This is a genomic window from Marinobacter gudaonensis (assembly GCF_900115175.1).
Lineage (GTDB): Bacteria > Pseudomonadota > Gammaproteobacteria > Pseudomonadales > Oleiphilaceae > Marinobacter > Marinobacter gudaonensis.
Map to the genome: position 1 here is coordinate 877,695 of NZ_FOYV01000001.1, position 25,156 is coordinate 902,850.

Here is a 25,156-nt window from a genome sequence, read left to right on the forward strand (position 1 = left end):
TGGACCTCTGCAGTTGGCACTTGGAAAATTGGGCGCACATTATCCAACTTAATCCCGCCGACCGCAAATACAGCCGGGACCCGTCTTCGTATCTTTGCGCCCAGCAGTCGCCCCCATGCCGGTAGGCCGGCGGCTGCCATGACAGCACCACCAGCGGGCGTTAGAATACGCGCCTCGTCATCACCCGGACATCCACCGCAGGAGAACCAGACTGCCCATGAGCCAAGGTGCTACCAACCAACCCGCGCCCAGCCCCATGATTGCCCCGGAGTTTCCCGCGAAACCGGGCGATCACCGCACCTGGGGCCAATTGCATGGCAGCAGCGACGCCCTGGCTATCTGCGAGAGCGCCCGGACGCACCGTGGGCTGACCCTGGTCATCACCCGAAGCACCGATGAAGCCATTCGTCTGGAGCAGGCCATGCGTTTCTTCCTGGGGCTACCCGCAGAAGAGGACGGTCCGGCAGTCACAGAGGATGGCCTGGAGCTGCTGTCGCTCCCCGACTGGGAAACGCTGCCCTACGATCTGTTTTCACCGCACCAGGACATCACGTCCCGGCGAATCCGAACCTTGCACAGACTTCCCTCTACCCGGCAGGGCGTGCTCGTGGTGCCGGCCCGGACGCTGATGCACAGGCTGCCGCCGGTGAACTACCTGCAGGGCAACACGCTGCTGCTGGAAGTGGGGCAGTCTCTGGACATAGACACCTGGCGCCAGCAACTGGAAGCGGCAGGGTACCGCCATGCAGAGAACGTCTACGAGCACGGCGAATACGCCGTGCGCGGCGCGATTCTGGACATCTTTCCCATGGGCGCCAGCCAGCCCTACCGGATTGATCTGTTCGATGATGAAATAGAAACGCTGCGCACCTTTGATCCTGAGACCCAGCGGTCCATTGACCGGATAGATCGCATTGAACTCCTGCCGGCGTTCGAGTTTCCCTGGCACAAGGAAGCCCGCTCGGGGTTTCGCAGCCGATGGTTTGAGCAATTTCCCAATGCCGACCGCGATGTCCCGATCTATCAGGACGTGACCCATGGCATCACGCCCCCAGGTATCGAGTATTATCTGCCGTTGTTCTTCGACGAGACCGCAACCCTGTTCGATTACCTTCCGGGCAGCACCCACGTGTTCACGGCGGCGGGCCTGAATGAGGCCGTCAGCCATTTCGACAGCGAAACCCGCAACCGTTACGAGGACCGCCGCCACGACCGTCTGCGGCCCATCCTGCCGCCAACCCAGCTGTTCTTGCAGCAGGACGAACTGTTCGGACAGCTCAAGCGTTTTGCCAGGGTTACGCTGTCTTCAGACACAGCAGAATCCGCGGGTTCCTTCAACTGCTCCACCGCCGCCCTGCCCGATGTGGCCATGGATGGTCGGGCCGCCGATCCCTCCGCTCGCCTCAAGCGCTTCCTGAGCGATTTCAACGGTCGGGTACTGCTGTGCGCCGAGTCCTCTGGACGGCGCGAAGCGTTCCTTGAAAACCTGGGGGCCCAGGGGCTTGAGCTGGCCACGGTGTCCGGCTGGCAGGATTTTCTGGCGTCCCCTAACTGTGTCCTGGCAATCAGCATTGCCCCCATGGAGCAGGGCCTGACATTGCCGGAGCATTCCATTGCCCTGATTACCGAGACAGCCCTGTTCGGTGAGCGGGTTCTGCAAAGACGCCGTCGGGAGAAACCGACCGAAGTCGACGACGCCGGTTTCCGAGACCTGTCCGAGCTGCGCATCGGCGCCCCGGTGGTGCACATTGACCACGGCGTGGGCCGATACCTGGGCCTCGAAACCATTACTGTGGAGGGCGAGTCCAGCGAATTCCTGATGCTGGAATACGCCGGCGGCTCCAAGCTGTACGTGCCAGTGTCCAGCCTTCACCTGATCTCCCGCTATGCCGGCACCGACACCGAGCATGCGCCCCTGCACAAACTGGGCACCGACCGCTGGACTGCCGCCAAACAGAAAGCCCTGGAAAAAATCCGCGACACCGCCGCAGAATTGCTGGATGTCTATGCCCGCCGGGAAGCCCGCAAGGGGTTCAGTTTTGAGGACCCAAAAGAGGCCTACCGGGCATTCGCCGCCGGTTTTCCGTTCGAGGAAACGCCGGACCAGCAGGTGGCCATCGAGTCAGTGATTGAGGACATGACCAGCGAACGACCGATGGATCGGCTGGTCTGTGGCGACGTCGGTTTCGGCAAGACCGAAGTGGCCATGCGCGCCGCGTTCATGGCGACCTGGTCCGGCAAACAGGTGGCGGTGCTTGTACCCACCACCCTGCTCGCCCAACAGCACTACGAATCCTTCCGGGATCGATTCTCGGACACCCCGGTGCAGGTAGAACTGCTCAGCCGCTTCCGGACAGCCGGCCAGACCAGTAAGGCAATGGAAGCCGTGGAAAATGGCAAGGCGGATATTGTCATCGGCACCCACAAGTTGCTCCAGGGCGACATCCTTTTCAAGAATCTCGGACTGGTGATCATCGACGAGGAGCATCGGTTTGGCGTGCAGCAGAAAGAAAAGCTGAAAGCGCTCCGGGCAGAAGTGGACATGCTGACCCTCACAGCCACACCGATACCCCGTACTCTGAACATGGCCATGGGCCACTTGCGCGACCTGTCAATCATCGCCACGCCACCGGCCCGGCGCCTGTCAGTAAAGACCTTTGTGCGTCAACGGGACGACGCCATGGTTAAGGAAGCGATCCTTCGGGAGATTCTGCGTGGCGGCCAGGTGTACTTCCTTCACAACGACGTGGCCACCATCGAGAAGACCGCACAGGACCTGCGCGCGCTCATTCCCGAGGCCCGCGTTGGTGTCGCCCACGGCCAGATGCGCGAGCGCGAGCTTGAGCAGATCATGTCGGACTTCTACCACAAGCGGTTCAACGTGCTTGTTTGCACCACCATCGTCGAAACCGGCATCGACATTCCAAGCGCCAACACCATTATCATCGAACGGGCGGACAAATTTGGCCTGGCCCAGCTGCACCAGCTTCGGGGTCGCGTGGGACGGTCCCACCATCAGGCCTACGCCTACCTGCTGACACCGCCGCCCAAGGCCATCACCGCAGACGCGAAAAAGCGCCTGGACGCCATCTCCGAGGCCCAGGACCTCGGGGCCGGGTTCATGCTCGCCACCCACGACCTGGAGATACGTGGCGCCGGCGAGCTGCTGGGCGAGGAGCAGAGCGGCCAGATCGAGAGCATTGGCTTCACCCTTTACATGCAATTGCTCGATGAAGCGGTGCAGGCGATCCGGGAGGGCCGAACACCCAATGCTGACCTGCCCCTGAGCCACGGCACCGAAATGAACCTGCGAATTCCGGCACTGATACCGGAAGATTACCTGCCGGATGTCCACAATCGACTGATGCTGTACAAGCGCATCGCCAGTGTTGAGGACCGGGATGCATTAAAAGAACTTCAGGTTGAGATGATCGATCGGTTCGGATTATTACCGGAACCGGCCAAGAATCTCATACGCCAGACCGAGCTTCGGCTGCAGGCGGAGGCGCTTGGCATCGTCAAAGTCGACGCCGGCAAGGAGTGGGGGCGCTTCGAGTTCGGCAGTTCGACTCCGGTCGACCCCCTCGTGCTGGTTAAAAAAGTGCAATCCGCTCCTGACCAGTACCGCCTCGAGGGAGCCAACAGCTTCCGTTTTCGGCTGAACGATACGACAACCGGTGGTAAACTCGACGGCATTTCGAGGATGCTTGCCGAACTGGCGCCGCCCGCCAGCGCCCCGGCTGGATCATGAACGCCCGACAAACACGTGGAGTATGTCCCTTGCAGATTGATGGAATTCGCTGGTACCAGGTTGCAACCAGGGCCACGCTCGCCGCTCTCCTGCTGGCTCTGTCAGCCCTGGCTTCCGCCCAACAGGCCGCCTCGCCAGCCGGGCAAACCATACCGGACGACTACTATCGGGCCGAGTTTGTCATCCTGAAACGCATCGTGCCGCCCGAGGCAGTCAATGAAAAGATGGCAGACCGGGAAGTAGAGCCCACGCCGGAAACCGGTCAAGTGCTCTGGGCCGTTGGTGAGGACGGCACCGCGCGGACCACACTGAAGCTGGCACCAAGGAACGAACTGCATCTGGCGTCGGCAGCCGAGCGGCTGGAGCGCAGCGGTCGCTACCGGGTACTGGCCACGGCGGGCTGGTATGAAGCGTTTCCGCCCGATTACCAGGGTGAAGCATTGCGGGTTGCGGTGGGCGACTGGCTCGAGGGGGCCAACACCCGCGCCGTGGAAGGCACCATCACGATTGATCGCCAGCGGTACCTGCACGTCAACGTGCACCTGAATCACTGGCAGTTGGCGAAGACTACCGATTCCGCGGCCCCAGAAGCCGATCCTGCCACCTCCTCAGGAGCCGTTGAAGCGCCAACTGCTGCGGCTGAAACCGGAGAAACGGGACAATCCCCCGATCCGGCGGCAGAGCCGGCCGCAAATCCGATGATGTCGGCCTTTGCCGAACCGGCTCCCCTGGAACTGGTCACCTGGATTCGCGAGACGCGGAGAATGCGCAGCGAGGAAGTCCACTTCCTCGACTCCCCTACCCTGGGCGTGCTGATTTTCTTCAAGAAGATCGAGAAAGCGGAGTAAGCACCCCAAGACCAGCCATCGACACTTCCAGAATCCGCTTCACGCCGGACATACCCTGGTCGATGGCCTCTTCGATTTCTTCCATGGTAATGATGTGGTCGGACTTGCCGGCCGCACGGTTGACCACCAGCCCGAGACAGACATAGCGCATGCCGAGTTCCGCCGCCAGGGCGGCCTCCGGCATACCTGTCATGCCCACCAGATCGCAGCCATCACGTTCCATGCGGATGATTTCCGCCGCCGTTTCCAGGCGCGGCCCCTGGGTCGCGCCGTACACGCCAAAGCCGGAGAACGGGATGTTCTCGGCGCCCGCAGCGTCAATCAGGATCTGACGGGCGCTCTCATCATACGGCCAGGTGAAATCGATATGGGTGACCGACTCGAGCTCACCCTCAAAATAGGTGCTGTCACGCCCCCAGGTGTAGTCGATGATCTGATCCGGAATCACAACGTGGGCCGGTCCCATGTCCGGATGGATCCCACCTACCGCATTGACGCCGATGACCGTGCGCACACCCGCGTCGTAGAGCGCCCTGAGATTGGCACGGTAGTTTACCTGGTGCGGCGGGATCCGATGCGGGTTGCCGTGTCGCGCCAGGAAAATCACCCGTTGATCTCCCAGTCGTCCCTCAACCAGCGGCGCAGAGGGCACGCCCCAGGAAGTCCGAACCTGTCGCTCCCCGGATATCTGCAGCCCAGACAAAGTTGTCAGGCCGGTGCCCCCGATGATGCCTACAGGGAGCATTTTCTCCGGTGATGTCATTCTGAATCTCCTGAATTCTCAATATCGCCACGGCTGTTACCCGCCTGTTGCCCCCTGGGTGCACTCCCACGCGACTCCGTATCGGCGGCCTGGCTGCCCCCATCATCTCGATCCTCGCCGGCCAGACGGACACCGTTGGGAAGATGAAGAGTACGGGTCGGAAAGGCCACTTCGGCGCCATAGCCTTCAATAATGTCGCTGATCTTCAGCAATACGTCCTGTTTTACCTCATGGAAGCGAACCCACTCGGTGGTTTTGGTGAACGTATAGACCATGATGTCCAGCGACGAGGAATTGAAGGCCATAAAGTTCACAATCAACGTCTGATCGGAGTCAATGTCGTCATGGCCCTGCAGCATTGACTTGATGTCGGCAACAATGCTGGCCATTTGGCCGACGTCCACGTAACGGATCCCGATGGTCTCGTAGATACGACGGTTAGTCATCCGCGACGGGTTTTCCACCGCTATGGTGGTGAAGGTTGCGTTGGGGACGTAAAGAGGGCGCTTGTCAAAAGTGCGGATGGTGGTCAGACGCCAACCAATGTGCTCTACCGTACCCTCGATGTTCCGATCCGGTGAGCGCACCCAGTCGCCTACCTTGAAAGGACGGTCGAGGTGAATGATGAACCCGCCAAAAAAGTTGGCGAGCAGATCCTTGGCCGCGAAGCCGACAGCGATGCCGCCCACGCCACCAAAGGCAAGAACCCCCGATATACTGTAGCCGAGGGACTGCATGGCAATCAGTACGGCGGTGATCATCACCACAGCTCTGGACAGCTTGCTCACCGCATTCACGGTGGTGTAATCCATGGGCTTCTGCATCTTCATGGGCGAGATGAGGATATTCTCGCCCTCCTTGATCAACCGCAGGACCGTCCAGACCAGGATGAAGATAAAGCCGACCTGAAGGACCGTGCCATTGGCCTTGAAGATCTCTGCCTCGGAATAACGGTGAGCCACTTCGGCAGCCCAGTACACACCCTGCAACCAGACAAAAGCGACCACCGGCTTGCGCGCAGCATGCAGCAGGGTGTCGTCCCAGAGGTTATTGGTCTTGGCAAATTTCCTTTCCAGGGCGCCGATCACGTGGCTCGCCAGATAGGCGACAGCCGCAGTACCGAACACCAGCGCAAACACAACGATCCCGACACGCCAACTTTCCGACAGCAAACCGAAATTCTCGATCCAGCTGTTCACCATCGCTGTGATATCCCCGATCATCGGATTCCTCGGTCTCAGTAAGGTTTAGCGGATTAGAACGGCCGTACCGGGCCTGACGCGATCAAACAGGTCAATCACATCGGCGTTGCGCATCCGAATACAGCCATGTGACAGCGGCACACCCATGGGCTCGCTGTCCGGCGTGCCGTGAATGTATATGAACCGGCGAAAAGTATCGACTCCCGGGCCCCGGTTTTTTCCCCATTCCCGACCACAAAGCCAGAGAATGCGGGACAGGATCCAGTCCCGGCCTGGATGCTTATCGGCCAGCGCCGGCGTGTAGGTTTCGCCGGTAGGACGCCGCCCGCGAAACACGGTGCCGGATGGCAGACCGGCGCCGATCAGCGCGCGGATGAAATGCTGGCCACGGGGGGTGCAGCCACTGCCATCCCGTTCACCGGCGCCATTGCGGCCGGAGGAGATGGAATAGACAGCCACAGGCCCGCAGTCACCGGCGCGAAGGGTCAGCTGCTGGCGTCCTAGATCAATGTCGATGCTTGGAGGTTGGGGATCGATCACCGCTGGTCAGGCTCCCTTGATGGATCAGGGAAGCCTAACCGAGAGAGCGGAACTCAGGCAACCGAGACCTTGGTGCTTGGGGGCGGGATGAGCATGGTGTCCTGTGCCTGCATGCCGGCTGCCAGGAACGGTACCAGCCGGGCGGCAATTTCCTGAACCGACGTTTCAACACCCAGCTTGTTCTGCAGGATATCCCGCAGGGCGTCGCTACTGGACATGGTGAACGCGGTGGCGCCCAGCATGAACTGGATCCGCCAGTAGCGGTCCACCGATGACAACTGGGGCGTGGCTTCCTTGAGCAGCCGCATGAACCGGCTGAACGGCTCGCTGTACTCCTGTTCAAGGAACTTCCGCAGATGGCCCTGGGACTGGGTGTAGGCCAGGCCCAGCAGACGCATGAAGATGGAAATGCCCTTCTCGTTACGCTGAGGCATGCGTACGGCACTTTCTGTAAGGGCCCAGAGTGTCTGATTAAGCGTGGGTGGCGTGCCGTCACAGCGCGCTTCGAGATCATCAAACGCCTTTTCCAGAGTTGCCGAGAAAGGTGTCAGAAAGCGCGCAAAGACGGCATGAATCAGCGCGTTCTTTGAACCAAAGTGGTAATTGACAGCAGCCAGATTTACTTTAGCCTTACTGGTTATCATTCGGAGCGAGGTTTCAGAGAAGCCACGCTCAGCGAACAGCTCCTCGGCTGCATCGAGAATGCGATCGACCGTATCAGATTGCGCCATCTTGTTTTAATGCCTCTAGCAAACGTCTGTTTCAAACATACGTTTGAAAGGCCTGCATGTCAAGTTCGTGGCGGGGGCTCGACAGCCACCTCATCCCAACCCCGATCAATCGCCTCCTGGTGTCCCTCGAAAAAGGCCTTCTCAACGCGCCCGTAGGCTTTCTCGGCTTCGAGCAAATAGATCAGGTACAGCCTCACATGCTCGCGCCGGGAGAGGTTCCTGGCCAGAATCCGGCTCTCCGAGAGCCTGAGCAGGTGACTGAACCGGGTGTTCCTGAGCGCCGGATTGAACTCGGCCATCTGTGCGCACTGCCAGATGAGGCCGTCATCTCCTTCAAGGCGGGCGATGTGCTGACGGGCCTCCCGCAGCATACGCCGGCGGGTAAGCACAAGGTCCAGGTACGAGGGTCTGGAGGTGTAAATCCGTCGGATGGCCGGCATGCCGAGCAGGAGGATGATCACAAACGCCCCGAACCCACCCCCGGCGATCCAGGCCGGCACAAAGCCGGTCAGCCCGCTCAGGAACACGACGGCCGCGATCAGGGCACTGAACAGCCAGAGATCCCGGTTTCGGCGGGCCAACGCCATGGCGTAATTGTCTGGCCAGCCACTCATGGCCAGAAGATCAAAATCCATCAGCAGTACCCGATCGCATTGCCGCAGCATAAGACGCAATTTCCGCTGCCGCGATTCCGCAAGCACACGCTCGACTTTTACATCGTTTCCGGCCTCAGCTTGTCCGCCGTCCTCTGCAGAGTCAGAAGACTTTTCGGGGCCGGCAGTCGTATCGGTCTTGCCGGTATCGACAGGCGCCTCGGCGGGTGACGACCCCTGCGTTTCCAGCGCGTCCCCATCAGCCGGCACAGGCACGGGATCGGCAGCACGGCCGGGCCGCAGCACGGGCGCCTGGGCAGGCCCCTTCGCTTGTGTCACATTGGTCTGGTTTTCGGCCATGGCAGGCAGTCCGGAGCTTGGTTGATAAACGTCTATCGGCCACCGGCCGGGTTTCTTGAACCCCGTCTTGCCCGACTGCCGCTGCCCGACCTTGGCATTGCCGGGCGCGCTCGTTATCCTTTGCGCTCCCGCCAAAACGGCAGCCGCACATCAGTTCGGGAGGTCACCTCATGTTTACAGGCATCGTTCAGGGTATCGCAACCGTCGAAGAGATCACCGCCCGGCCCGGCCTCAGCACGTTTGCCATTCGGCTGCCAGCAAAAAACACAGAAGGCGTCACGATTGGTGCCTCCGTGGCCATCAACGGCACCTGCCTGACGGTGACCCGCCAGGAAGGCGACGTTCTGTTTTTCGATGCCATGCAGGAAACCCTGAGGCTGACCACCCTCGGCAACCTGGAAGCAGGCAACACCGTGAATTTTGAGCGGGCCGCCCGAATCGGCGACGAGATTGGGGGGCACCTGCTCTCAGGCCATGTTCACACCACGGCACGGCTGGTCGAAATCCTGAGACCGGAAAATAACGTCACACTCTGGTTCGAGGTACCGGAGGCCTGGACTCGCTACATCTTTCCGAAAGGCTACATCGCGATCAATGGTGCCAGTCTTACCATTGGCGAGGTTAAGGGCAACCGGTTCAATGTCCACCTGATCCCCGAAACGCTGCGAGCCACCACCTTCGGCCGGGCCACCGAGGGTGAATGGGTCAATATCGAGATCGACAGCCAGACCCAGACCATTGTCGACACCCTGGCCAGGCTGGGCTATGACCGCCCGGCCCCGACCCTTTGAGCAGACCGCCAACTCAATCGTTGCTGGCCTCAAAAACCACGAATTTGGGGCTGGCATCCCGCTGTCGAACCCGGGCAAAGAATCGCTCAAGGCTGCGGTGATAGCCCAGATGCCGGTTGCCCACCATCAGCAACCGACCGCCAGACGCGAGGCTGCGTGAGGCCTGGCCGAACAGCCTGAGGGCAATGTGATCCCCTACCACGCCGCCCTCATGAAACGGCGGATTGAGCAGGATCAGATCCCAGGGGCCCTGATTTTCCGGCACCCCGTCCCGGTGAACACACGACACCCGGGCACCGGGAAACGAACGGTCGACGTTGCACCGCGTGCTGAGCACCGCCTGGCTGGACACGTCGCTGAACGTCACCGCCAGCCCGGGACGCTGGCCCAACGCTGCCAGTCCCAGCACACCGTTGCCACAGGCGAGATCCAGCACCCGGGTTTCCCCGGAGGCTGCGCCCGCAGCCTCAATCACGTGCGGCAATAGAAGTTGGCTGCCGATGTCCAACCGTTCACGGGCAAAGACCGCGGGCAACGCCTCGATGCGAGCGCAGCCGGCGACACCCTCATAACCCTTCCAGCATTCTGCCCAATCACCAAGCCGAGCCCGCCCTGGAGAACAGACAATAACGCGAGCCTTCTTGCGTGCGGGAAGCACCTGGTCGGTCTGAACGGCCTTGGCAAAGACATCGACACTGCGATCGGGCAGATGCTTGATCATGCCCCCGGCCAGAAGCTGCGCGGAGTCCGTCATCACTTCGTTGAGCCAGCGCAGCAGCCACGCCAGATAATCCGCCTGCCGGGGAATGCGCATAATCACGAGATCGAAAGGACCCGTGGGTGGGTTAAGCCAGCTGTGAATCGACAGCGGAGGGCTCAGTTCCGGATTCTGCCGCCCGTTGTTCTCCAGGGCTTCCGGGAGCATGGCACTGTCGGCAACCACGGTCGGAGACAATGCCGACACGCCCAGGGTCAGCGCTCCGAACTGATCATCCACCACCAGAACCCGGGGCTGGCAGCCTTCGGCCAGCCTGTGCGCCTGCTCAATTAACAGTTCGTCAGCTGCATCCCAGGCACGCAATGCAGGGTCCGAGGTTCCCGGCCGGGTAAGTCGCAGTGAAAGCGGCAACATCGGAAGCGCCAGCTCGGCAGTTGTCATTTCGGGCATCCCGGAAGTGATTCGTCACAAAGCCGTCATTCTAGGCTGTTTATTCTAGAAATTAAGCCTAACGTTGAAAGTGTTCACTCTGAACACCCTTTTCCGGTTAGCTCCGTTGTTCTGGACGCCAACCCTTTGCCCCTTACCCCAGGGGCTTTTTTCGTTCAGGCCCTTCGAGATGCGCGATAAACAGTAAATCGTCGGTCTTCCCGCAGGCGCTCGACTGGCCCGACAAAGCGCTCAATCAAGGCCTCGTAGGGCAGAAAGCTGTTCGCCACAAGCCGCAGTTCTCCGCCGGGGGAAAGGTGCCCGGCCACGTCCCGCAGAAAACGTTCGGTCATTGACAGGTCGGTTTTGACACCGCTGTGAAAGGGGGGGTTGGTGACGATCGCCGGCCATTGCCCGGCAACCCCTGACAAGCCGTCCGAGGCCATAATTCGGCCCGAAACGTCGTTGCGCTGGTAGGTCGCCCTGGCGCACACCAGGGCCTGGGACTGCACATCCACGGCGTCCACCGTCACCGGCGGCTTGCCATGTTGCTTGCACCACTGGCTCAGCCAGGCGCCTATCACGCCCGCCCCACAGGCAAAATCCAGAAGAGTACTGGCATGCAGAGGACGGTTGCTGAGCGTTTCCAGAAGCATCCGGGTACCCTCGTCCAACTCCCCGTTGCTGAAAATACCCGGCAGGCCTGCTACGTCGAGGGCCACGGACTCACATTCAACGGCAGTCCATTGCAACCAGTCCGCCAGGACAAATCCAGCGTGCCCGCGAATTCCGTTGGCGCACCAGACCTGGCAGTGCCGGGCACTGTCCACCTTTGCCGCCTGGGGAGCTACTGCACGGAGCTGCTTTACCGCGCCGGCCACCCCTTCCTTTTTTTCGCCGACCAGCACCACACAACCGCCATCGCTGGCCAGCGATAACGCCAGGGCAAGACGCATGTCCAGCTCAGCTCGGGCCTTGGGGAGAAAAACCACCAGAGTGTCGAATGCGCCCTCGGCCAGGGCGGGATCTTCGTAGCCAAAAGCAATCTGCCAGTCAGCCTGCCCTGCCAGAGCGGCACACACGCCTGCATTCTCGCTCATGGCCAACCCGCCCTCGGGCAGATCTGCCAGGAGGGCGCGAGCCGTCACGCCGATCAAGGCGACCCGGCCGCGTAACAGGTGCCGGTTTCTGAGCAGGGCTTCGTGGGAATTGGGTAAAGACATCAATCAACTGGTCCCGCTTGGCTATTACCGAGGCGGGCTACTTTACCCGGAAACAGTCCCCGCGTCTCCCGGGCAAGAGAGACGGTGCGGGAACAAGGTCGCCAGGGGTTACTTGTAGCGGGCCACAGTCCCGACCTTCAGGGCGTCCTCGGGCGACATGCCCCAATCTTCGGCCACTTGGGGTTCGGCGGCTTTACTGCCGTTGCCCCCGGACTGCCGACCGGTGGAGACCTCTTTACGCTGGCTGAGCGCTGTCAGGGCTTTCTGCATCAGTTCTTTCATGATCCACCTCCTCGATACTACAGAACCGACTGTATCAAGAAGACGCGCCACGGGCTGTGATGACGCCGAGGGTCACCAAGTGACGTTGGTCACGATTTTTTGACGCAATTTTACATTCTTTGGAGTGCTTTTTTCTGGCGCCCTGAGCGAACCGGGCGCTGCACAAGCTCCTCAATGCTGGCGCGGCGGGCGGGTTCACGATCCTCCTCGCAGGCGATTGAAAGCCCCAGATCCCGGAGCACGCCGTCGCCAACGTCATACACAAAGCCGTGAACGGTTAACGGCTGTCCGCGCAGCCAGGCTTCCTGAACAATGGCGTTCTGGCACACGTGTCCCACCTGCTCCACCACGTTCAGCTCGCACAGGCGATCCACCCGATCCTGAATGCTAGGTAGTGCATCGAGCACGTCCTGATGACGGTCACGCACGTCCTGAACATGGCGGAGCCAGTGGCTGATCAGCCCGAAGCCCTCGTTCAGCATGGCCGCACGTACCCCGCCGCAGCCGTAATGGCCCACAACCAGCACGTGCCTGACCTTGAGAACCTCAATGGCGAACTGCAGCACCGACAGACAATTGAAATCGGTGTGCACCACCACGTTAGCCACGTTTCTGTGCACGAACAGCTCGCCCGGCAGCAGATCCACTATCTGGTTTGCGGGCACGCGGCTGTCCGCGCACCCGATCCAGAGATACTCCGGCGCCTGCTGGTTCGACAGGCGATGGAAAAACTGCGGGTCCCGGGCCTTGATACCATCCGCCCAGGCCCGGTTCTTCTCGAGAAGATGGTCAAGCTGTCCCACTGTCCGATTCCCTCATGTGTTTGGCGCCCGCCGATTGAACGGGAATACCGCAGTGAACGCAATACTCAATCCGGGGGAGTCGCCGAATCGGGCGCAGGCTGGTGCATGGTGCTCTGCGCCAGATCCAGCAGTTCCCGAAGCGCAACGGAAAACATGGCGTATTCCGGCTCCCTGACACCCTTGAGCTCGGCGAGCATGGATTTCCACCGATCAATCATGTGCTGGTGTCGGTCCAGCCAGGCCTCGACCGACGCGGGCACATCCTCCGGTTTTCCAGCCATTTTCAGCACCCCGGTGGTGAGTGCACGCTGCTGCCAGTCAAGATCCTCACGGAAGCTTTCCCGGGCCAGCGCCTGCCAGTGCGACGCCGGCTTCAGCACGGCAATGGCATTGGCGAACCAGCCCAGGTCGAGCCGGTCGCCGAGCTCGTAGTAAAGGTTGGCCACGGTCTTGAGCGGCATACCCGACGCCTCCTGGGCCTCGATAATACCCAGCGACGAGTACAAGTGACCGGTGCCGGACACCACGGAAGCCAGTTCCGAGGGCAGCCCGGCGTCCACCAGCGCCTGGTGGCGTTTCTCCCAGGCGGTGCGAGCCTGATCGCCGAGGTATTCGGGCAGGCCCGCGGTGATGGCCCAGACACTGTCAGCGAAGCGCTCCATGTGGTTCTGGATACTGAGCTCGGCCCGGCGGTTGCGTAGCAGCCAGCGCACCGAGCGTCGCATCAGGCGCATCAGATCCTGCATCAACTCCATCTGCAATTGCGCCGGCACGTGGAAGTCGAGATCCTCGATCCGATCCCACCAGTTGTCGATCCGGAACACATCCCGGGCAATGATCCAGGCCAGAGCGATGGATGCGGCATCGGCGCCGGTACTCTGGTTGAGTCGCTCCACAAAGGTGATGCCCATGTGATTGACCATGTCGTTGGCAATCTGGGTGGCGATGATCTCGCGCCGGAGTTGATGCTCTCCCAGCTCCTTCGAGAATTTCTGGGTCAGATCCCGTGGGAACACCTTGTACATTTCGCCGGCCAGTGACGGCTCGTCCGGCAGGGTACTGTCAATCAGCGTCTGCTTGAGATCGCCTTTGACGTAGGAAATCAGGATGGACAGCTCCGGCCGGGTGAGTCCTTTCTTGTCGAGCTTGCGCTCGGACAGGGTCTCGTCGTCCGGCAGGAACTCCAGCGAGCGATTGAGCTTACCCTCGCTTTCGAAGGTATTCATCAGCCGGCGATACTCTTCCAACCGGGTAGCAGCGTCCTCGCTGGCGATACTGATGGCCTGGGTCTGCCGGTAATTGTTCTTCAGCACCAGCTCGGCGACATCGTCCGTCATCTCCTCCAGCATGATATTCCGCTGCTTGTTGGTGAGATCACCCATGGCCACCAGCTGGTTAAGCAGGATCTTCATGTTCACTTCGTGGTCGGAGCAATCCACGCCACCGGAATTATCGATGAAGTCGGTGTTCAGGCGACCACCCCGTAGCGCGTACTCGATACGCCCGAGCTGGGTCAGACCGAGGTTGCCGCCCTCGCCCACGACCTTGCAGCGAAGCTCGGAACCATTGATTCGAAGGCCATCGTTCGCCTTGTCGCCAACATCGCTGTGGGACTCACTGCTGGCCTTCACATAGGTGCCGATACCGCCGACCCAGAGCAGATCCACCTGAGCCTTGAGGATGTGCGAAATCAGCATGTTCGGTGGTACGCGGTCTGATTTGATGCCCAGGAGCTTTTTCATCTCCGGGCTGACCGGTATCGATTTGGCACTGCGGCTGAACACACCGCCGCCCTTGGAGATCAGTTTGCTGTCGTAATCGGTCCAGGCAGAACGGGGCAAAGCGAACAGGCGCTTGCGTTCCTTGAAGCTGCGCTCGGGATCCGGCGCGGGATCAATGAAGATATGCATGTGGTTGAAGGCGGCCACCAGCTTGGTTTTCTCGGAGCATAACAGGCCGTTGCCGAACACATCACCGCCCATGTCACCAATGCCGATGGCCGTGAATTCATCCAGCGCCGGGTTGATGCCCATTTCCCGGAAGTGTCGTTCAACAGACACCCAGGCGCCCCGGGCCGTGATCCCCATTTTCTTGTGGTCGTAACCGTTGCTGCCACCGGACGCAAAGGCATCGCCCATCCAGAAACCATATTCGGCAGCAAGGCCGTTGGCGATATCCGAGAAGGTGGCCGTGCCCTTGTCGGCAGCTACCACCAGGTAGTGATCGTCATCGTCGTGACGGATCACCCGCTCGGGTGGCTGTATGCCGCTATCCACCAGGTTGTCGGTGATGTCGAGCAGACCGCGGATAAAGGTCTTGTAGGCTTCGATGCCCTCGGCCTGGAACGCTTCCCGGTCCGAAGGATCGGGCAGTCGCTTGGCAACAAAGCCACCCTTGGCACCCACCGGCACAATCACCGCGTTCTTGACCTGTTGCGCCTTCACCAGCCCCAGGATCTCGGTACGGTAATCCTCAAAACGGTCAGACCAGCGCAGCCCCCCACGGGCCACCTTGCCACCGCGCAGGTGCACGCCTTCCACCCTCGGTGAGTACACGAAAATCTCGAACATCGGCATCGGCAGCGGCATGTCCGGAATACGCGACGGGTCGAACTTCACGCTGATGTAGGGCTTTGGCCCGCCGGCTTCATCCAGCTGGTAGTAGTTGGTGCGCAGGGTCGCCTGCATCAGTTCCAGGTACAGACGCAGCACCCGGTCTTCACTGAGGTTGTCCACCTCCTCAAGGCCGGCGTTGAACTCGATTTCCAGTTTCTGCTGGGCCGCCTGGCTCTTGCCGGGGCTCTGATACCGTTCTGGGTTGAACCGGATCTCGAAGAAATCCAGCAGAAGCCGTGCCAGCGACACGTGATTGACGAGGGTGTTGGAGATAAACGTCTGGCTGTTGGAGAAGCGGATCTGCCGCATGTACCGGGCGTAGGTACGCAGCAGCGCAATTTCACGCCAGCTCATGTAGGAGGACAGCAGCAGCCGGTTAAAGGCGTCGTTTTCGGCGTCCCCATGCCAGACCCGACGGAACAGGTCCTCGAAGATGGGTCGGATACGATGAATATCGACCACATTCCCGGTGTAGGCCTGCAGCGTGAAATCGTGGATCCATACGGTCTTGTGGTGGCGGTCAGTCACCTCGAACGGATGCTCACCAATCACCCGGAAGCCCAGGTTGTCGAATACTGGCATCACATCCGACAGCGGCAGCGGCTCATCCGGATAGAACAGCTTGAAGTGGAGGGTGCTCTCCTCTTCTTCGAGGGCGCGGTAAAAGCTCATGGCCAGGTCATGCCGGCTGGCCGAGGCTGAGATGTGCTCCAGATCGATCGCTGCCCGCCGGGGTGAGAACATATCCGTGTAGCTCGGCGGGAAGCCGCCAGCCCACAGGCGGTATAGCTCATTACCCTGCTCTTCCCCATAGGCCTCACTGAGGGCCTCGGACAGCCCGTCACGCCAGGACTGGGCCAGCTCGATCACCTTTTCGCGAATTTCCGAAATGGGCAACTGGCGGTTTTCCACCTGCGGCACCCGGATGGTGAACTGGACCCTGGCCAGCACCGATTCGGAGAAGTGGGTGACGAACTCCACGTCCTCCGCCTCCAGACGGTCCACCAGGACCTGCTCCACCCTCAGGCGCAGCTCGGTGTTGTAGATATCCCGCGGGAAAAACGCCAGGCAGGTGACAAACTGCCCGTACACATCCTCGCGCATGAACAATTCGATGCGCCGGCGCTCCTGGATATACAGGATGCTTTTGGCCACCTTAAGCAGATCGTCCGGTTCGATCTGGAACAGCTCGTCACGGGGATACACGGTGAGGATCTGTTCCAGCTCCTTGCCCGCGTAGTCGTCCCGCAGGAAACCGGAGCGCTTCATCACCGCCTGGAACTTGCGGCGCAGCAGCGGAATCTCATCGGGGCGCTCGTTGTAAACCCGGGCCGTGTAAAGGCCGAGGAAACGACGCTCGCCGACGACCTCGCCCTTGCTGTTGAACTTCTTGACGGCAATGTAGTCCGGATAGGCTGGCCGGTGCACTCGGGAGCGTTGGGCAGACTTGGCGAAGATGAAAATGTCGTCGCTGCGAGTCATCTCATGCCGGGTTCGTTGCGGCAGCTCGTTCAGCCGGACCCGATCCGGACGCTCATTGTTGACTCTCAGAATCCCCAACTCGGAATTCTCGACCCGCCGAACCACCATGCCGCTTTTGTCCTTGGCAAAGTCGTATTCGTCATACCCCAGAAAAGTGAAGTGGTCCCGGGACAGCCACTCCAGAAACGCTCTGGCCTCGGCTTTCTGATCGTCATTGATACCGGCAGTAGTGCTGTCCAGCTCGCCGAGAATCTCGTTCACCTTCTCGGTAACGACCGGGAAATCCGACACGGCGATGCGAACCTCATGGAGAACGTTCTGCAGGGAATCCTCGATATCCCGGAGATCCTGCGGGTCGCTGTGACGATCAATCTCCAGCACGATAAACGCCTCGTAAAAGGATTCGGAGGCGGTTTTCTTGGTGGAGTGGAGTTTCTTGAGCTTGCCGGCCTTATCGCGCTCCACCTGGAGAATCGAGTGCTGGATGGAGTGAGTACCGATTTCCCGCTGGTTGATGGCGATGCGCAGGGAATCAATCAGAAAGGGGATATTCGGATGCAGGATAAACACCACCGTATGTGTCGACTGCCAGCCATCACTCTCCAGATCCGGATTGAACACCGAGACGGGCGTCTCTTCAGCAGAGCGCTTCTGCAGAAACTGCCAGGCGGCCAGTACGGCACCGTAGGTGTCCGCGAATCGTCGGCTTACAAGTTCCTCCAGAGGTATGTGGGCGTAATGCTGCTTGGCAAATTCGCTGATTTTTTTAGCTTCGGTCTTGTTGATCTTTTTCGCGAAAGCCTCAGCCAACTGTTCAAAGAATTGATCCTTGCTGGCCACTGTCAGCGCATTCATGGTCGACCTCAGTTAGTGTGAAAGAAACGTAATCGGGGTATCGTCACATAAGCATAGTCAAACCCTTGATTTTTGCCGGCCAGACGCCAAAACTGCGGCAACTACCTATGAACGATACGGGTTTCCCCGGAAGAGCCTCAGCAAGAGGGAGCAGTCATTTCCAATGTCGTTACAGCATACGTTCGGAGAGTTACGGGCACAGTTAGCCAAACGGATAATCGGACAGAACAAACTGGTGGATCGCCTGTTGATCGCCCTGCTTGCAGATGGCCACCTGCTGGTGGAAGGGGCTCCGGGACTTGCCAAGACCACGGCCATCAAGGCCCTCGCCGATCATCTGGAAGGTGACTTCCATCGCATCCAGTTCACCCCCGATCTGTTGCCTTCGGACGTGACGGGCAGTGAAATCTATCGGGCGGAAACCGGCCAGTTCGAATTCCAGCGTGGCCCGATTTTCCACAACCTTGTGCTGGCCGATGAAATTAACAGGGCTCCGGCAAAAGTGCAGTCGGCGCTGCTGGAAGCCATGGGCGAGCGTCAGGTGAGTGTCGGCATGCGCACCTTCCCCCTCGATCGTCTGTTTCTGGTGATGGCCACCCAGAATCCGATCGAGCAGGAGGGCACTTACCCCTTGCCCGAAGCCCAGCTAGACCGGTTCCTGATGCATGTGATGATCGACTATCCCTCCGCGGAGGCGGAAAAGGCCATCCTGCAGCTTGCGCGAAACGATTACCGCCACGGCCTCCCCAAGACGGAGCTGAAGCTCACCGCAGAGCAGGTATTCGAGGCCCGCAACGAGGTCGCCAGCATTTACATGGCCGACGCCGTGGAGCAGTACCTGCTGGCACTGGTTCTGGCCACCCGGGACCCGGCCACTCTCGATCCGGAACTGGCACGCTGGACAGCCTTTGGCGCCAGCCCCCGGGGCACCATCGCCCTGGATCGATGTGCCCGGGCACTGGCCTGGCTGGACGGTCGCGACTACGTTACACCGGATGATGTCCGGGCCATCGCCTTCGACGTGCTCCGGCACCGGATTCTGCTCACCTTTGAAGCCGAGGCCGAGGGCATGACCGCCGATACTGTGATCGAGCGGCTGGTGGAACGGGTACCGGTAAGTGCCTGAAACCGGCCAGCAACCAAGTCACGGCTGAAGCAAGGCACGGGAACCCACAACCATGGGCATGACCAACGCGACCACGCACATCGGTTTACCGGACCTGATCCGGCTACAGGCAGACGCCCGGGCCCTCAGGCTGCCCTCGGCGCGTCCGGTCCGGTCGCGCCAGTCGGGTTTGCAGAGGTCACCACAGCGTGGCCGTGGCATGGCGTTCGCGGAAGTGCGACTGTACCAGCCCGGAGACGACATCCGCAGCATCGACTGGCGGGTAACCGCCCGGCGCCAGGAACCCCACACCAAATTGTACGAGGAAGAGCGCGAACGACCGGTCCTGCTGCTGTGCGATCTCGGCCCGAGCCTCTACTTTGCCAGCACCGGTGCTTTCAAACAGGTTCGCTGCGCCCAGCTCGCGGCCATTCTGGCGTGGCTGGCGCTGTCCGCCGGCGACCAGGTGGGTGGGATTGTGTTCAATGGGGAGGCCCTGGAGGTACTGCGCCCAGCCCGACGCAAGAAGTCGGTGTTAAAACTGCTCGACGCGCTGGCAAACCGGCAGCGCACCGCCGACCGTGGGCCTGCTCCCGATGCCGGAGCCGGCGACGGCAGACTGGACAAAGCACTCACCGAGGCCAGGAGAGTCGCCCACACCGGCAGCCGGATCTTCGTGATCAGCGATTTCCTCGACATTTCTTCTGAAACGGGAACCCTGTTGGGCGCCCTGGCGCGGCACAATGCAGTCAGCGCCCTCCGGGTTCTGGATCCGCTGGAGCAGTCACTGCCAGCCAGCGGCCGCTTTGCGGTGGCCGGCCCCGAGGGGCCAGTGTGGTTCGATGCCGGTAATCCCCGCTTCCAGCGTGCCTGGCAGCAGAAAGTGGCCAGTCACGAACGGCAGCTGGAAGACTGCTTCAGAACCTCCGGGGTGGCGGCGGCTGACATCTCCACGGCCGGGGACCCGGCGGTTACGCTTAAATCCCTTCTGGGCCCGGGGGGACGCATCGGATGAATCCGCAAGATCCCCTGAGCCAGCTCCGGGACATTCACCTGCCGGCAACCGGTGGCCTGTGGCCCCCAGCCCCGGGCTGGTGGGTCCTGGCCCTGCTTTTGCTGGCCACTCTGGCAGCGATGGCATGGTGGCTTCAGAGACGCCGGCGCCGGAACCGCTGGCTGCGAACCGCCCGCCGGCAACTGGCAGCGCTTGAACAGACCGCTCGCCCTGAGCCCGACTGGTTCACTGCCCTGAATACCCTGCTGAAGGTAGCGGCGCGTCAGCGCTATCCGGAGCAGCACCCGGAAGCCATGTCGGGAGAGGCCTGGGTAACGTTCCTTCTTGCCACATCACCGCGGGATCGGATTGCCTCAAGACCACTGGTGGAAGCCCTGGTCGAGAGCACCTGGCGTCCGTCAGCATCCGCGCAGCCGACCCAGGCGGTGGCGTTCGCCCGGCTCTGGCTGGGAGGTCAGAAATGCTGACACTGGCCTGGCCCTGGGTATTACTGCTGATTGCGTTGCCGGTACTGCTTCAATGGCGAAAACCCCGGGGGCAATCGGTGGATGCCCCGGTGCTCCCCGTAGGGCACTGGCTTTCAGACCTGCCCGGCGTGAGCCGAAAAGGGTCCGCTGTACCCTTCTGGCAGCGACTACTGTTGCTCCTGATGTGGGTGCTTCTTGTTATTGCCCTCGCCCGCCCGCAGCACGTTGGCGAACAGGTACAGATGCCGGTCTCGGGGCGGGATTTGATGCTGGTGGTGGATATTTCTCCAAGCATGGACGAGCAGGACATGGTTCTGCAGGGGCGGAGCATCAACCGACTGCAGGCCGTCAAACGGGTACTGGATGACTTTATCACCCGCCGACAGGGTGACCGTCTCGGGCTGATACTCTTCGGCACCGAACCCTACGTTCAGGCGCCCTTGACCTTCGATCTGGAAACCCTGAGAACCCTGTTGAATGAAGCCGGCCTCGGCATGGCGGGACGCGCCACGGCCATTGGCGATGCCGTTGGCCTGGCAACCAAGCGTCTCCGGGACCGGCCACAGGATCAGCGCGTGGTGGTACTGTTGACTGATGGCGCCAACACCGCAGGTGAAATCACGCCGGACAAAGCCACCGAGATTGCGGCCGCGGCGGGCGTGCGAATATACACCATCGGCATTGGCGCCGAATCCATGGTGCAAAGGGGGCTGCTCGGTTCACGCCGGGTCAACCCCTCCCGCGACCTGGATGAGGACCTTCTCACCCGCATGGCACAGCAGACCGGGGGCGAGTACTTCCGTGCCCGAAGTTTGCCCGAGCTGGAGCTGATCTACGAGAGCATCAACCGTCTGGAACCCATCGAACTGGAAGGCAAGTATTACCGCCCGGTGACCGAACTCTATGCCTGGCCGGCTGGTCTTGCGGTGCTGTTATGGCTGATGCTGTTTCTTCACAGGCACGCAGGACAGTTTGCCAGTGCAGGCCGGCGTCGTACCAAGGAGCAAACCGATGTTGGCTGAGTTCCACTTACTGCGTCCGTTCTGGCTGCTGTTACTGCTGGCCGTGCCAGTCGTCGGCCTCGCCTTGCGCCATGTGCGTCTGGGTGACAGCGGCTGGTCACGATTCATTCCCGCGCGACTGCTGACCCCGGTGCTGCAGCGCGAAGGTCGTTCCGGCAGGCAACCCGGCGCTTCACCCGCCGTTCCGGCGATGCTCGCAATTACCCTGCTCACCCTTGCGCTCGCCGGCCCCGCGTGGCGCGAGGCGCCGACACCTCTGAAACAGCCCGGCGATAGCCTGGTGATTGCATTGGACCTGTCGTTATCGATGCTGGCAACGGACGTAGAACCCGACCGGCTAACCCGCGCCAAGCGCAAAATCAGGGACATACTCGCAGCGCGCGAGGGCGGTCTGACAGGCCTGCTGGTCTACGCCGGGGACGCCCATGTGGTGACGCCTCTGACCGACGATAGCAGGACCATTGAGGGCATGCTCAATGTACTGGACCCGGTCATCATGCCCGCCACCGGCAACCGTGCGGATCTGGCGGTAGAACGTGCGACGGAATTGCTGGCGCAAGGCGCCCCCGGAACGGGCCGGATTCTTCTGATCACCGATTCGGTCGGTGACCGGTATCGTGAGCCGATACGTAAAGCGCTTGCGGGCAGCCCGTTCACGCTCAGCACCCTGGTGGTGGGCACCGAGGAAGGCGGGCCCATTCCCCTGGCCCGTCGTGGGTTTATTCGTGAGGACGGCGAAATCGTGATCAGCCGGGCTGAACCCGGGCAGTTGGCGGAGCTGGCCAGAAACACCGGTGGGCAGAGCCATGAGCTCACTCTGGACAATGCGGATATCAATGCCCTTGATCTGAGCCCGGAAGCACAGGAAGACTGGCAGGAATCCAAGGACGGCCTGACCGTCAGCCGGTGGCAGGACGACGGTTACTGGCTGCTCTGGCTGGCGCTGCCGTTGATTCTTCTTGGCTGGCGCCGCGGTGCCCTCACCGTTCTGGCGCTGGCGCTGCTACCGGCACTGCCCCGCCCGGCCCAGGCCATCAGCTGGGATGAGCTCTGGCAACGGGAGGATCAACTGGGGCCAGCCCTGATCCAGACCAATCCGGAGCGGGCCGCTCGCCTTCTGGACGACCCGTCCTGGCGCGGTTCCGCGCTGTACCGGTCAAAGCAATACGACCAGGCGGCGGAGGCGTTCGCGCAGGCGCAGGGCCCGCAGGCCAGCTACAACCGGGGCAACGCCCTGGCCCGTGCGGGTAAGCTCGAACAGGCCCTCGCGGCCTACGACGAGGCGCTGACCCAGGCACCTGACATGGACGATGCCAGACACAACCGGAAACTGGTCGAGGATCTGCTCAACCAGCAGAACCAGGGCAAGAACAGCAGCCCCGCAGACAGCCAGCAAAACCAGTCCGGAAACAATAGCAGTCCCGACAATTCCGGTCAGAGCCAGCAGAACCGGAATAACCAGAACCAGGGCAACCAGAATCCCGGGAATCAGGCAAACGACTCACAGGGCCAGCGCAATCAGGGAGAAGACATTCCGGGCCAGGGTAAACAGGGCGAGGAAGGCGACAGGTCTCCGGAAGAGCCTCAAGGCGAGAGAGAGTCCCGCGGGGAGTCTTCAGGCGAAGCGGGAACAGAAAGTGCCGAAGGCCAGGCGCCCGCCCAGATTTCCGAAACACCCCTGACGCAAAGCCAGGAACAGTGGCTCAGGCGGGTACCCGACAACCCGGGCGGGCTTCTGCAACGCAAGTTCCTGCAGCAGTATCAGCAGCGCCAGACTCCATCCGATGAAGGGGATACACCATGGTAAAGCGGATCTTTACATCGATCCTCTGCCTGTTGTGGCTGGCGGCCATCGGGCTTCCGGCCCAAGCGCAGAACCAGCAGCTGACCGTTGAACCGGACAGGACCCGGTTATACGAAGGCGAGGTCCTGACGCTGACCGTCAAGGGCAGCATGGAAATCGATATTAATCTCAGCAATCTGTTCGATTTCGACATGTCGAACCTGCCTTCCCCCAACATCGAGAAGGTCGAGCCTGATTTCGAGATCCTGGCCAGAAACCAGCAATACAGCATCCGGACCGTAAACAGCCGGATGGTGGGCGAAATTACCTGGACCTACCAGTTGGCGCCCAAAAAGACCGGCGAGCTGACCATTCCGGCGCTGAAGTTCCGTGAATCGATGTCCGAGCCGGTGACCATCGAAGTGGTGGACGGAACGCCGCCGAACCAGGCGGCAACCGGCCGAGACAGTTTCATCGAGCTCTCTGCAGACAAGGCAGAAGTGTACGTTCAGGAGCAGTTGATTCTGACCATTCGACTGTTTTTCCGGGGCAATCTGATTCGGGGCGAGTTGTCCGAGCCCGATCATCCCCATGTGATCATCGAATCTCTGGGCCGGCAGCAGGAATCGTCCCAGTATCGGGATGGTTTGCGTTATCGCGTTGTGGAGCGACGCTACGCCCTGTTTCCCCAGCGCCCGGGCATGCTGAAACTGCCGCCCATACGGTTCGAGGGCCAGATGCGGGATAGCGCCGGCAAGCTCAAGTTCCTGCGAGACAGTGAGGAATTGTTCGAGGTACCCGTGAAGGACGTGCCGGCGCAGTTCAGCGGCAAGACCTGGCTGCCGGCGACCGGGCTGGCACTGGAAGAATCTGGCCTGCCACCCAGCCTGGAAGTGACCACCGGGGAAAACCTGACCCGGGAAATCCGCATGACCGCCGCCGGCCTGCCCTCCGAGACGTTACCGCCCCTACCCGATCAGGTGCCCGACGGGCTTCGGAGCTACCCGGAGGCGCCGGAGCGGAACACCGAAACCACCCCTACCGGCCTGACATCGTCCCTCAGCCAGTCGGTCGCCCTGGTGCCCGTGCAACCCGGCACCATGACCCTGCCGGCCATTCGTATTCCCTGGTGGGACACCGAGGCCGACCGTGAGCGCGTCGCCGTCATTCCCGCGCGGACCCTCATGGTAACTGACGCCGGGACGGCGCCGAACACCAACGTCCCGGCAGATGCTGCTACAACCAGCGCCAATCCGGACACCCCGGAAAAAGAAAACGCCAGTTCAGCGCAGAATGCGTCGGCAACCGACAACCCGTGGCTTTGGACCAGTCTGGGCCTGGCGTTGCTATGGCTGATCACGGCTCTGGCCTGGTGGTACTCCCGCAAGCATTATCGCCAGCGCGACACCAGCCCCGGCGGGGCCGTGCACGATACCAACGAACGGGCAGTTTTTGAACGGCTGATCCGGGCCGCCCGTGACGGGTCGCCAGCGGCGCCAGAGCTACTGGTGGCCTGGGCCAACCTGAAGGCGCCCGGGCGGGGCTTCCATTCGGCTACCGAGGTAGCCCAATACTTCGGGCACAACACGCTGCTCTCGGAAATCCGAAACCTTCAGGCCCGGCTGTTTGCGCCCGATCAGAGCGGGCAGGAACCGGCCCCATGGGACGGACGGCCGCTGGCAAAATCACTTCAGGAAATACGGCAATCTCAGGCAACCGACGAGGCCCCCGATCTGCCACCGTTGTACCCACGAGGCCTCGGCTGACGCCGTCCGGGG

The 25,156-nt window shown here is 61.3% G+C and carries 19 protein-coding genes; 9 read left to right on the forward strand and 10 right to left on the reverse strand.

Annotation, left to right across the window (positions count from 1 at the left end):
• Nucleotides 1–217 precede the first annotated feature (217 nt).
• Nucleotides 218–3,751 carry a transcription-repair coupling factor gene (gene mfd, locus BM344_RS03985; protein WP_091986276.1) on the forward strand — a complete coding sequence of 1,178 codons (3,534 nt, stop codon included), beginning with the start codon at nucleotides 218–220 and terminating at the stop codon, nucleotides 3,749–3,751.
• A gap of 29 nt (nucleotides 3,752–3,780) precedes the next feature.
• Nucleotides 3,781–4,599 carry a CsiV family protein gene (locus BM344_RS03990; RefSeq protein ID WP_208603372.1) on the forward strand — a complete coding sequence of 273 codons (819 nt, stop codon included), beginning with the start codon at nucleotides 3,781–3,783 and terminating at the stop codon, nucleotides 4,597–4,599.
• Here the strand turns inward: BM344_RS03990 and BM344_RS03995 are convergent.
• From BM344_RS03995 to BM344_RS04015, 5 genes are read right to left on the reverse strand one after another with little or no spacing between them, the layout of a single operon-like run.
• Nucleotides 4,574–5,362: an S-methyl-5'-thioinosine phosphorylase gene (locus BM344_RS03995; RefSeq protein WP_091986280.1), complete on the reverse strand. Its 789-nt coding sequence runs from the start codon at nucleotides 5,360–5,362 to the stop codon at nucleotides 4,574–4,576. The genes BM344_RS03990 and BM344_RS03995 overlap by 26 nt on opposite strands.
• The gene (locus BM344_RS04000; RefSeq protein ID WP_091986282.1) at nucleotides 5,359–6,585 is read right to left on the reverse strand and encodes a mechanosensitive ion channel family protein; all 1,227 of its coding nucleotides are present in this window, start codon (nucleotides 6,583–6,585) and stop codon (nucleotides 5,359–5,361) included. The genes BM344_RS03995 and BM344_RS04000 overlap by 4 nt, the downstream gene beginning before the upstream one ends.
• Before the next feature lie 24 nt (nucleotides 6,586–6,609).
• On the reverse strand, nucleotides 6,610–7,104 hold the full coding sequence (locus BM344_RS04005) for a L,D-transpeptidase (RefSeq protein WP_091986285.1): 495 nt from the start codon (nucleotides 7,102–7,104) through the stop codon (nucleotides 6,610–6,612).
• Nucleotides 7,105–7,157: 53 nt separating this feature from the next.
• Nucleotides 7,158–7,835: a TetR/AcrR family transcriptional regulator gene (locus tag BM344_RS04010; RefSeq protein WP_091986288.1), complete on the reverse strand. Its 678-nt coding sequence runs from the start codon at nucleotides 7,833–7,835 to the stop codon at nucleotides 7,158–7,160.
• Between the two features lie 59 nt (nucleotides 7,836–7,894).
• Complete coding sequence (locus tag BM344_RS04015) at nucleotides 7,895–8,788, reverse strand: hypothetical protein (RefSeq protein WP_091986291.1); 894 nt, start codon at nucleotides 8,786–8,788, stop codon at nucleotides 7,895–7,897.
• Nucleotides 8,789–8,958: 170 nt separating this feature from the next.
• On the opposite strand from BM344_RS04015, the gene BM344_RS04020 reads away from it, so the two are divergent.
• Nucleotides 8,959–9,579: a riboflavin synthase subunit alpha gene (locus BM344_RS04020; protein ID WP_091986292.1), complete on the forward strand. Its 621-nt coding sequence runs from the start codon at nucleotides 8,959–8,961 to the stop codon at nucleotides 9,577–9,579.
• A gap of 13 nt (nucleotides 9,580–9,592) precedes the next feature.
• Here BM344_RS04020 and BM344_RS04025 read toward each other — a convergent pair whose 3' ends face one another.
• From BM344_RS04025 to BM344_RS04040, 5 genes are all read right to left on the reverse strand, one after another.
• Nucleotides 9,593–10,738 (reverse strand): class I SAM-dependent methyltransferase, encoded by a 1,146-nt coding sequence (locus BM344_RS04025; RefSeq protein ID WP_091986295.1) that lies wholly within the window; start codon nucleotides 10,736–10,738, stop codon nucleotides 9,593–9,595.
• A 164-nt stretch (nucleotides 10,739–10,902) separates the two neighbouring features.
• Nucleotides 10,903–11,949 carry a class I SAM-dependent methyltransferase gene (locus tag BM344_RS04030; protein ID WP_091986297.1) on the reverse strand — a complete coding sequence of 349 codons (1,047 nt, stop codon included), beginning with the start codon at nucleotides 11,947–11,949 and terminating at the stop codon, nucleotides 10,903–10,905.
• Nucleotides 11,950–12,057: 108 nt separating this feature from the next.
• The gene (locus BM344_RS17545; RefSeq protein ID WP_167363208.1) at nucleotides 12,058–12,231 is read right to left on the reverse strand and encodes a hypothetical protein; all 174 of its coding nucleotides are present in this window, start codon (nucleotides 12,229–12,231) and stop codon (nucleotides 12,058–12,060) included.
• 110 nt (nucleotides 12,232–12,341) lie between these two features.
• Complete coding sequence (can, locus tag BM344_RS04035; protein ID WP_091986299.1) at nucleotides 12,342–13,034, reverse strand: carbonate dehydratase; 693 nt, start codon at nucleotides 13,032–13,034, stop codon at nucleotides 12,342–12,344.
• Between the two features lie 65 nt (nucleotides 13,035–13,099).
• Nucleotides 13,100–17,986 carry an NAD-glutamate dehydrogenase gene (locus tag BM344_RS04040; RefSeq protein WP_091986302.1) on the reverse strand — a complete coding sequence of 1,629 codons (4,887 nt, stop codon included), beginning with the start codon at nucleotides 17,984–17,986 and terminating at the stop codon, nucleotides 13,100–13,102.
• 163 nt (nucleotides 17,987–18,149) lie between these two features.
• On the opposite strand from BM344_RS04040, the gene BM344_RS04045 reads away from it, so the two are divergent.
• The 6 genes from BM344_RS04045 to BM344_RS04070 are packed head-to-tail and all read left to right on the forward strand — an operon-like array spanning nucleotide 18,150 to nucleotide 25,144.
• Nucleotides 18,150–19,112: an AAA family ATPase gene (locus BM344_RS04045; protein ID WP_091986304.1), complete on the forward strand. Its 963-nt coding sequence runs from the start codon at nucleotides 18,150–18,152 to the stop codon at nucleotides 19,110–19,112.
• 52 nt (nucleotides 19,113–19,164) lie between these two features.
• Nucleotides 19,165–20,106, forward strand: a complete 942-nt coding sequence (locus BM344_RS04050; protein ID WP_091986306.1) for a DUF58 domain-containing protein — start codon at nucleotides 19,165–19,167, stop codon at nucleotides 20,104–20,106.
• Nucleotides 20,103–20,573 (forward strand): DUF4381 domain-containing protein, encoded by a 471-nt coding sequence (locus BM344_RS04055; RefSeq protein ID WP_091986308.1) that lies wholly within the window; start codon nucleotides 20,103–20,105, stop codon nucleotides 20,571–20,573. The genes BM344_RS04050 and BM344_RS04055 overlap by 4 nt, the downstream gene beginning before the upstream one ends.
• Entirely contained in the window at nucleotides 20,567–21,595 is a 1,029-nt protein-coding gene (locus tag BM344_RS04060; RefSeq protein WP_091986311.1) for a vWA domain-containing protein, read from the forward strand. Before BM344_RS04055 ends, BM344_RS04060 begins: the two co-directional genes overlap by 7 nt.
• Nucleotides 21,585–23,402: a VWA domain-containing protein gene (locus BM344_RS04065; RefSeq protein WP_091986314.1), complete on the forward strand. Its 1,818-nt coding sequence runs from the start codon at nucleotides 21,585–21,587 to the stop codon at nucleotides 23,400–23,402. The genes BM344_RS04060 and BM344_RS04065 overlap by 11 nt, the downstream gene beginning before the upstream one ends.
• A complete protein-coding gene (locus BM344_RS04070) occupies nucleotides 23,396–25,144 on the forward strand; it encodes a BatD family protein (protein WP_091986316.1) in 1,749 nt (582 codons plus the stop codon). The genes BM344_RS04065 and BM344_RS04070 overlap by 7 nt, the downstream gene beginning before the upstream one ends.
• Nucleotides 25,145–25,156 lie beyond the last annotated feature (12 nt).

Bases quoted from the DNA above. Each gene is read 5' to 3' on its own strand.
- BM344_RS04025 (WP_091986295.1), bottom strand. From the start codon at position 10,738: ATGACAACTGCCGAGCTGGCGCTTCCGATGTTGCCGCTTTCACTGCGA.
- BM344_RS17545 (WP_167363208.1), bottom strand. From the start codon at position 12,231: ATGAAAGAACTGATGCAGAAAGCCCTGACAGCGCTCAGCCAGCGTAAA.
- BM344_RS04050 (WP_091986306.1), top strand. From the start codon at position 19,165: ATGGGCATGACCAACGCGACCACGCACATCGGTTTACCGGACCTGATC.
- BM344_RS04070 (WP_091986316.1), top strand. From the start codon at position 23,396: ATGGTAAAGCGGATCTTTACATCGATCCTCTGCCTGTTGTGGCTGGCG.
- BM344_RS04060 (WP_091986311.1), top strand. From the start codon at position 20,567: ATGCTGACACTGGCCTGGCCCTGGGTATTACTGCTGATTGCGTTGCCG.
- BM344_RS04030 (WP_091986297.1), bottom strand. From the start codon at position 11,949: ATGTCTTTACCCAATTCCCACGAAGCCCTGCTCAGAAACCGGCACCTG.
- mfd (WP_091986276.1), top strand. From the start codon at position 218: ATGAGCCAAGGTGCTACCAACCAACCCGCGCCCAGCCCCATGATTGCC.
- BM344_RS04045 (WP_091986304.1), top strand. From the start codon at position 18,150: ATGTCGTTACAGCATACGTTCGGAGAGTTACGGGCACAGTTAGCCAAA.
- BM344_RS04040 (WP_091986302.1), bottom strand. From the start codon at position 17,986: ATGAATGCGCTGACAGTGGCCAGCAAGGATCAATTCTTTGAACAGTTG.
- BM344_RS04015 (WP_091986291.1), bottom strand. From the start codon at position 8,788: ATGGCCGAAAACCAGACCAATGTGACACAAGCGAAGGGGCCTGCCCAG.
- BM344_RS04010 (WP_091986288.1), bottom strand. From the start codon at position 7,835: ATGGCGCAATCTGATACGGTCGATCGCATTCTCGATGCAGCCGAGGAG.
- BM344_RS04000 (WP_091986282.1), bottom strand. From the start codon at position 6,585: ATGATCGGGGATATCACAGCGATGGTGAACAGCTGGATCGAGAATTTC.
- BM344_RS04055 (WP_091986308.1), top strand. From the start codon at position 20,103: ATGAATCCGCAAGATCCCCTGAGCCAGCTCCGGGACATTCACCTGCCG.
- BM344_RS03995 (WP_091986280.1), bottom strand. From the start codon at position 5,362: ATGACATCACCGGAGAAAATGCTCCCTGTAGGCATCATCGGGGGCACC.
- BM344_RS04065 (WP_091986314.1), top strand. From the start codon at position 21,585: ATGTTGGCTGAGTTCCACTTACTGCGTCCGTTCTGGCTGCTGTTACTG.
- BM344_RS04020 (WP_091986292.1), top strand. From the start codon at position 8,959: ATGTTTACAGGCATCGTTCAGGGTATCGCAACCGTCGAAGAGATCACC.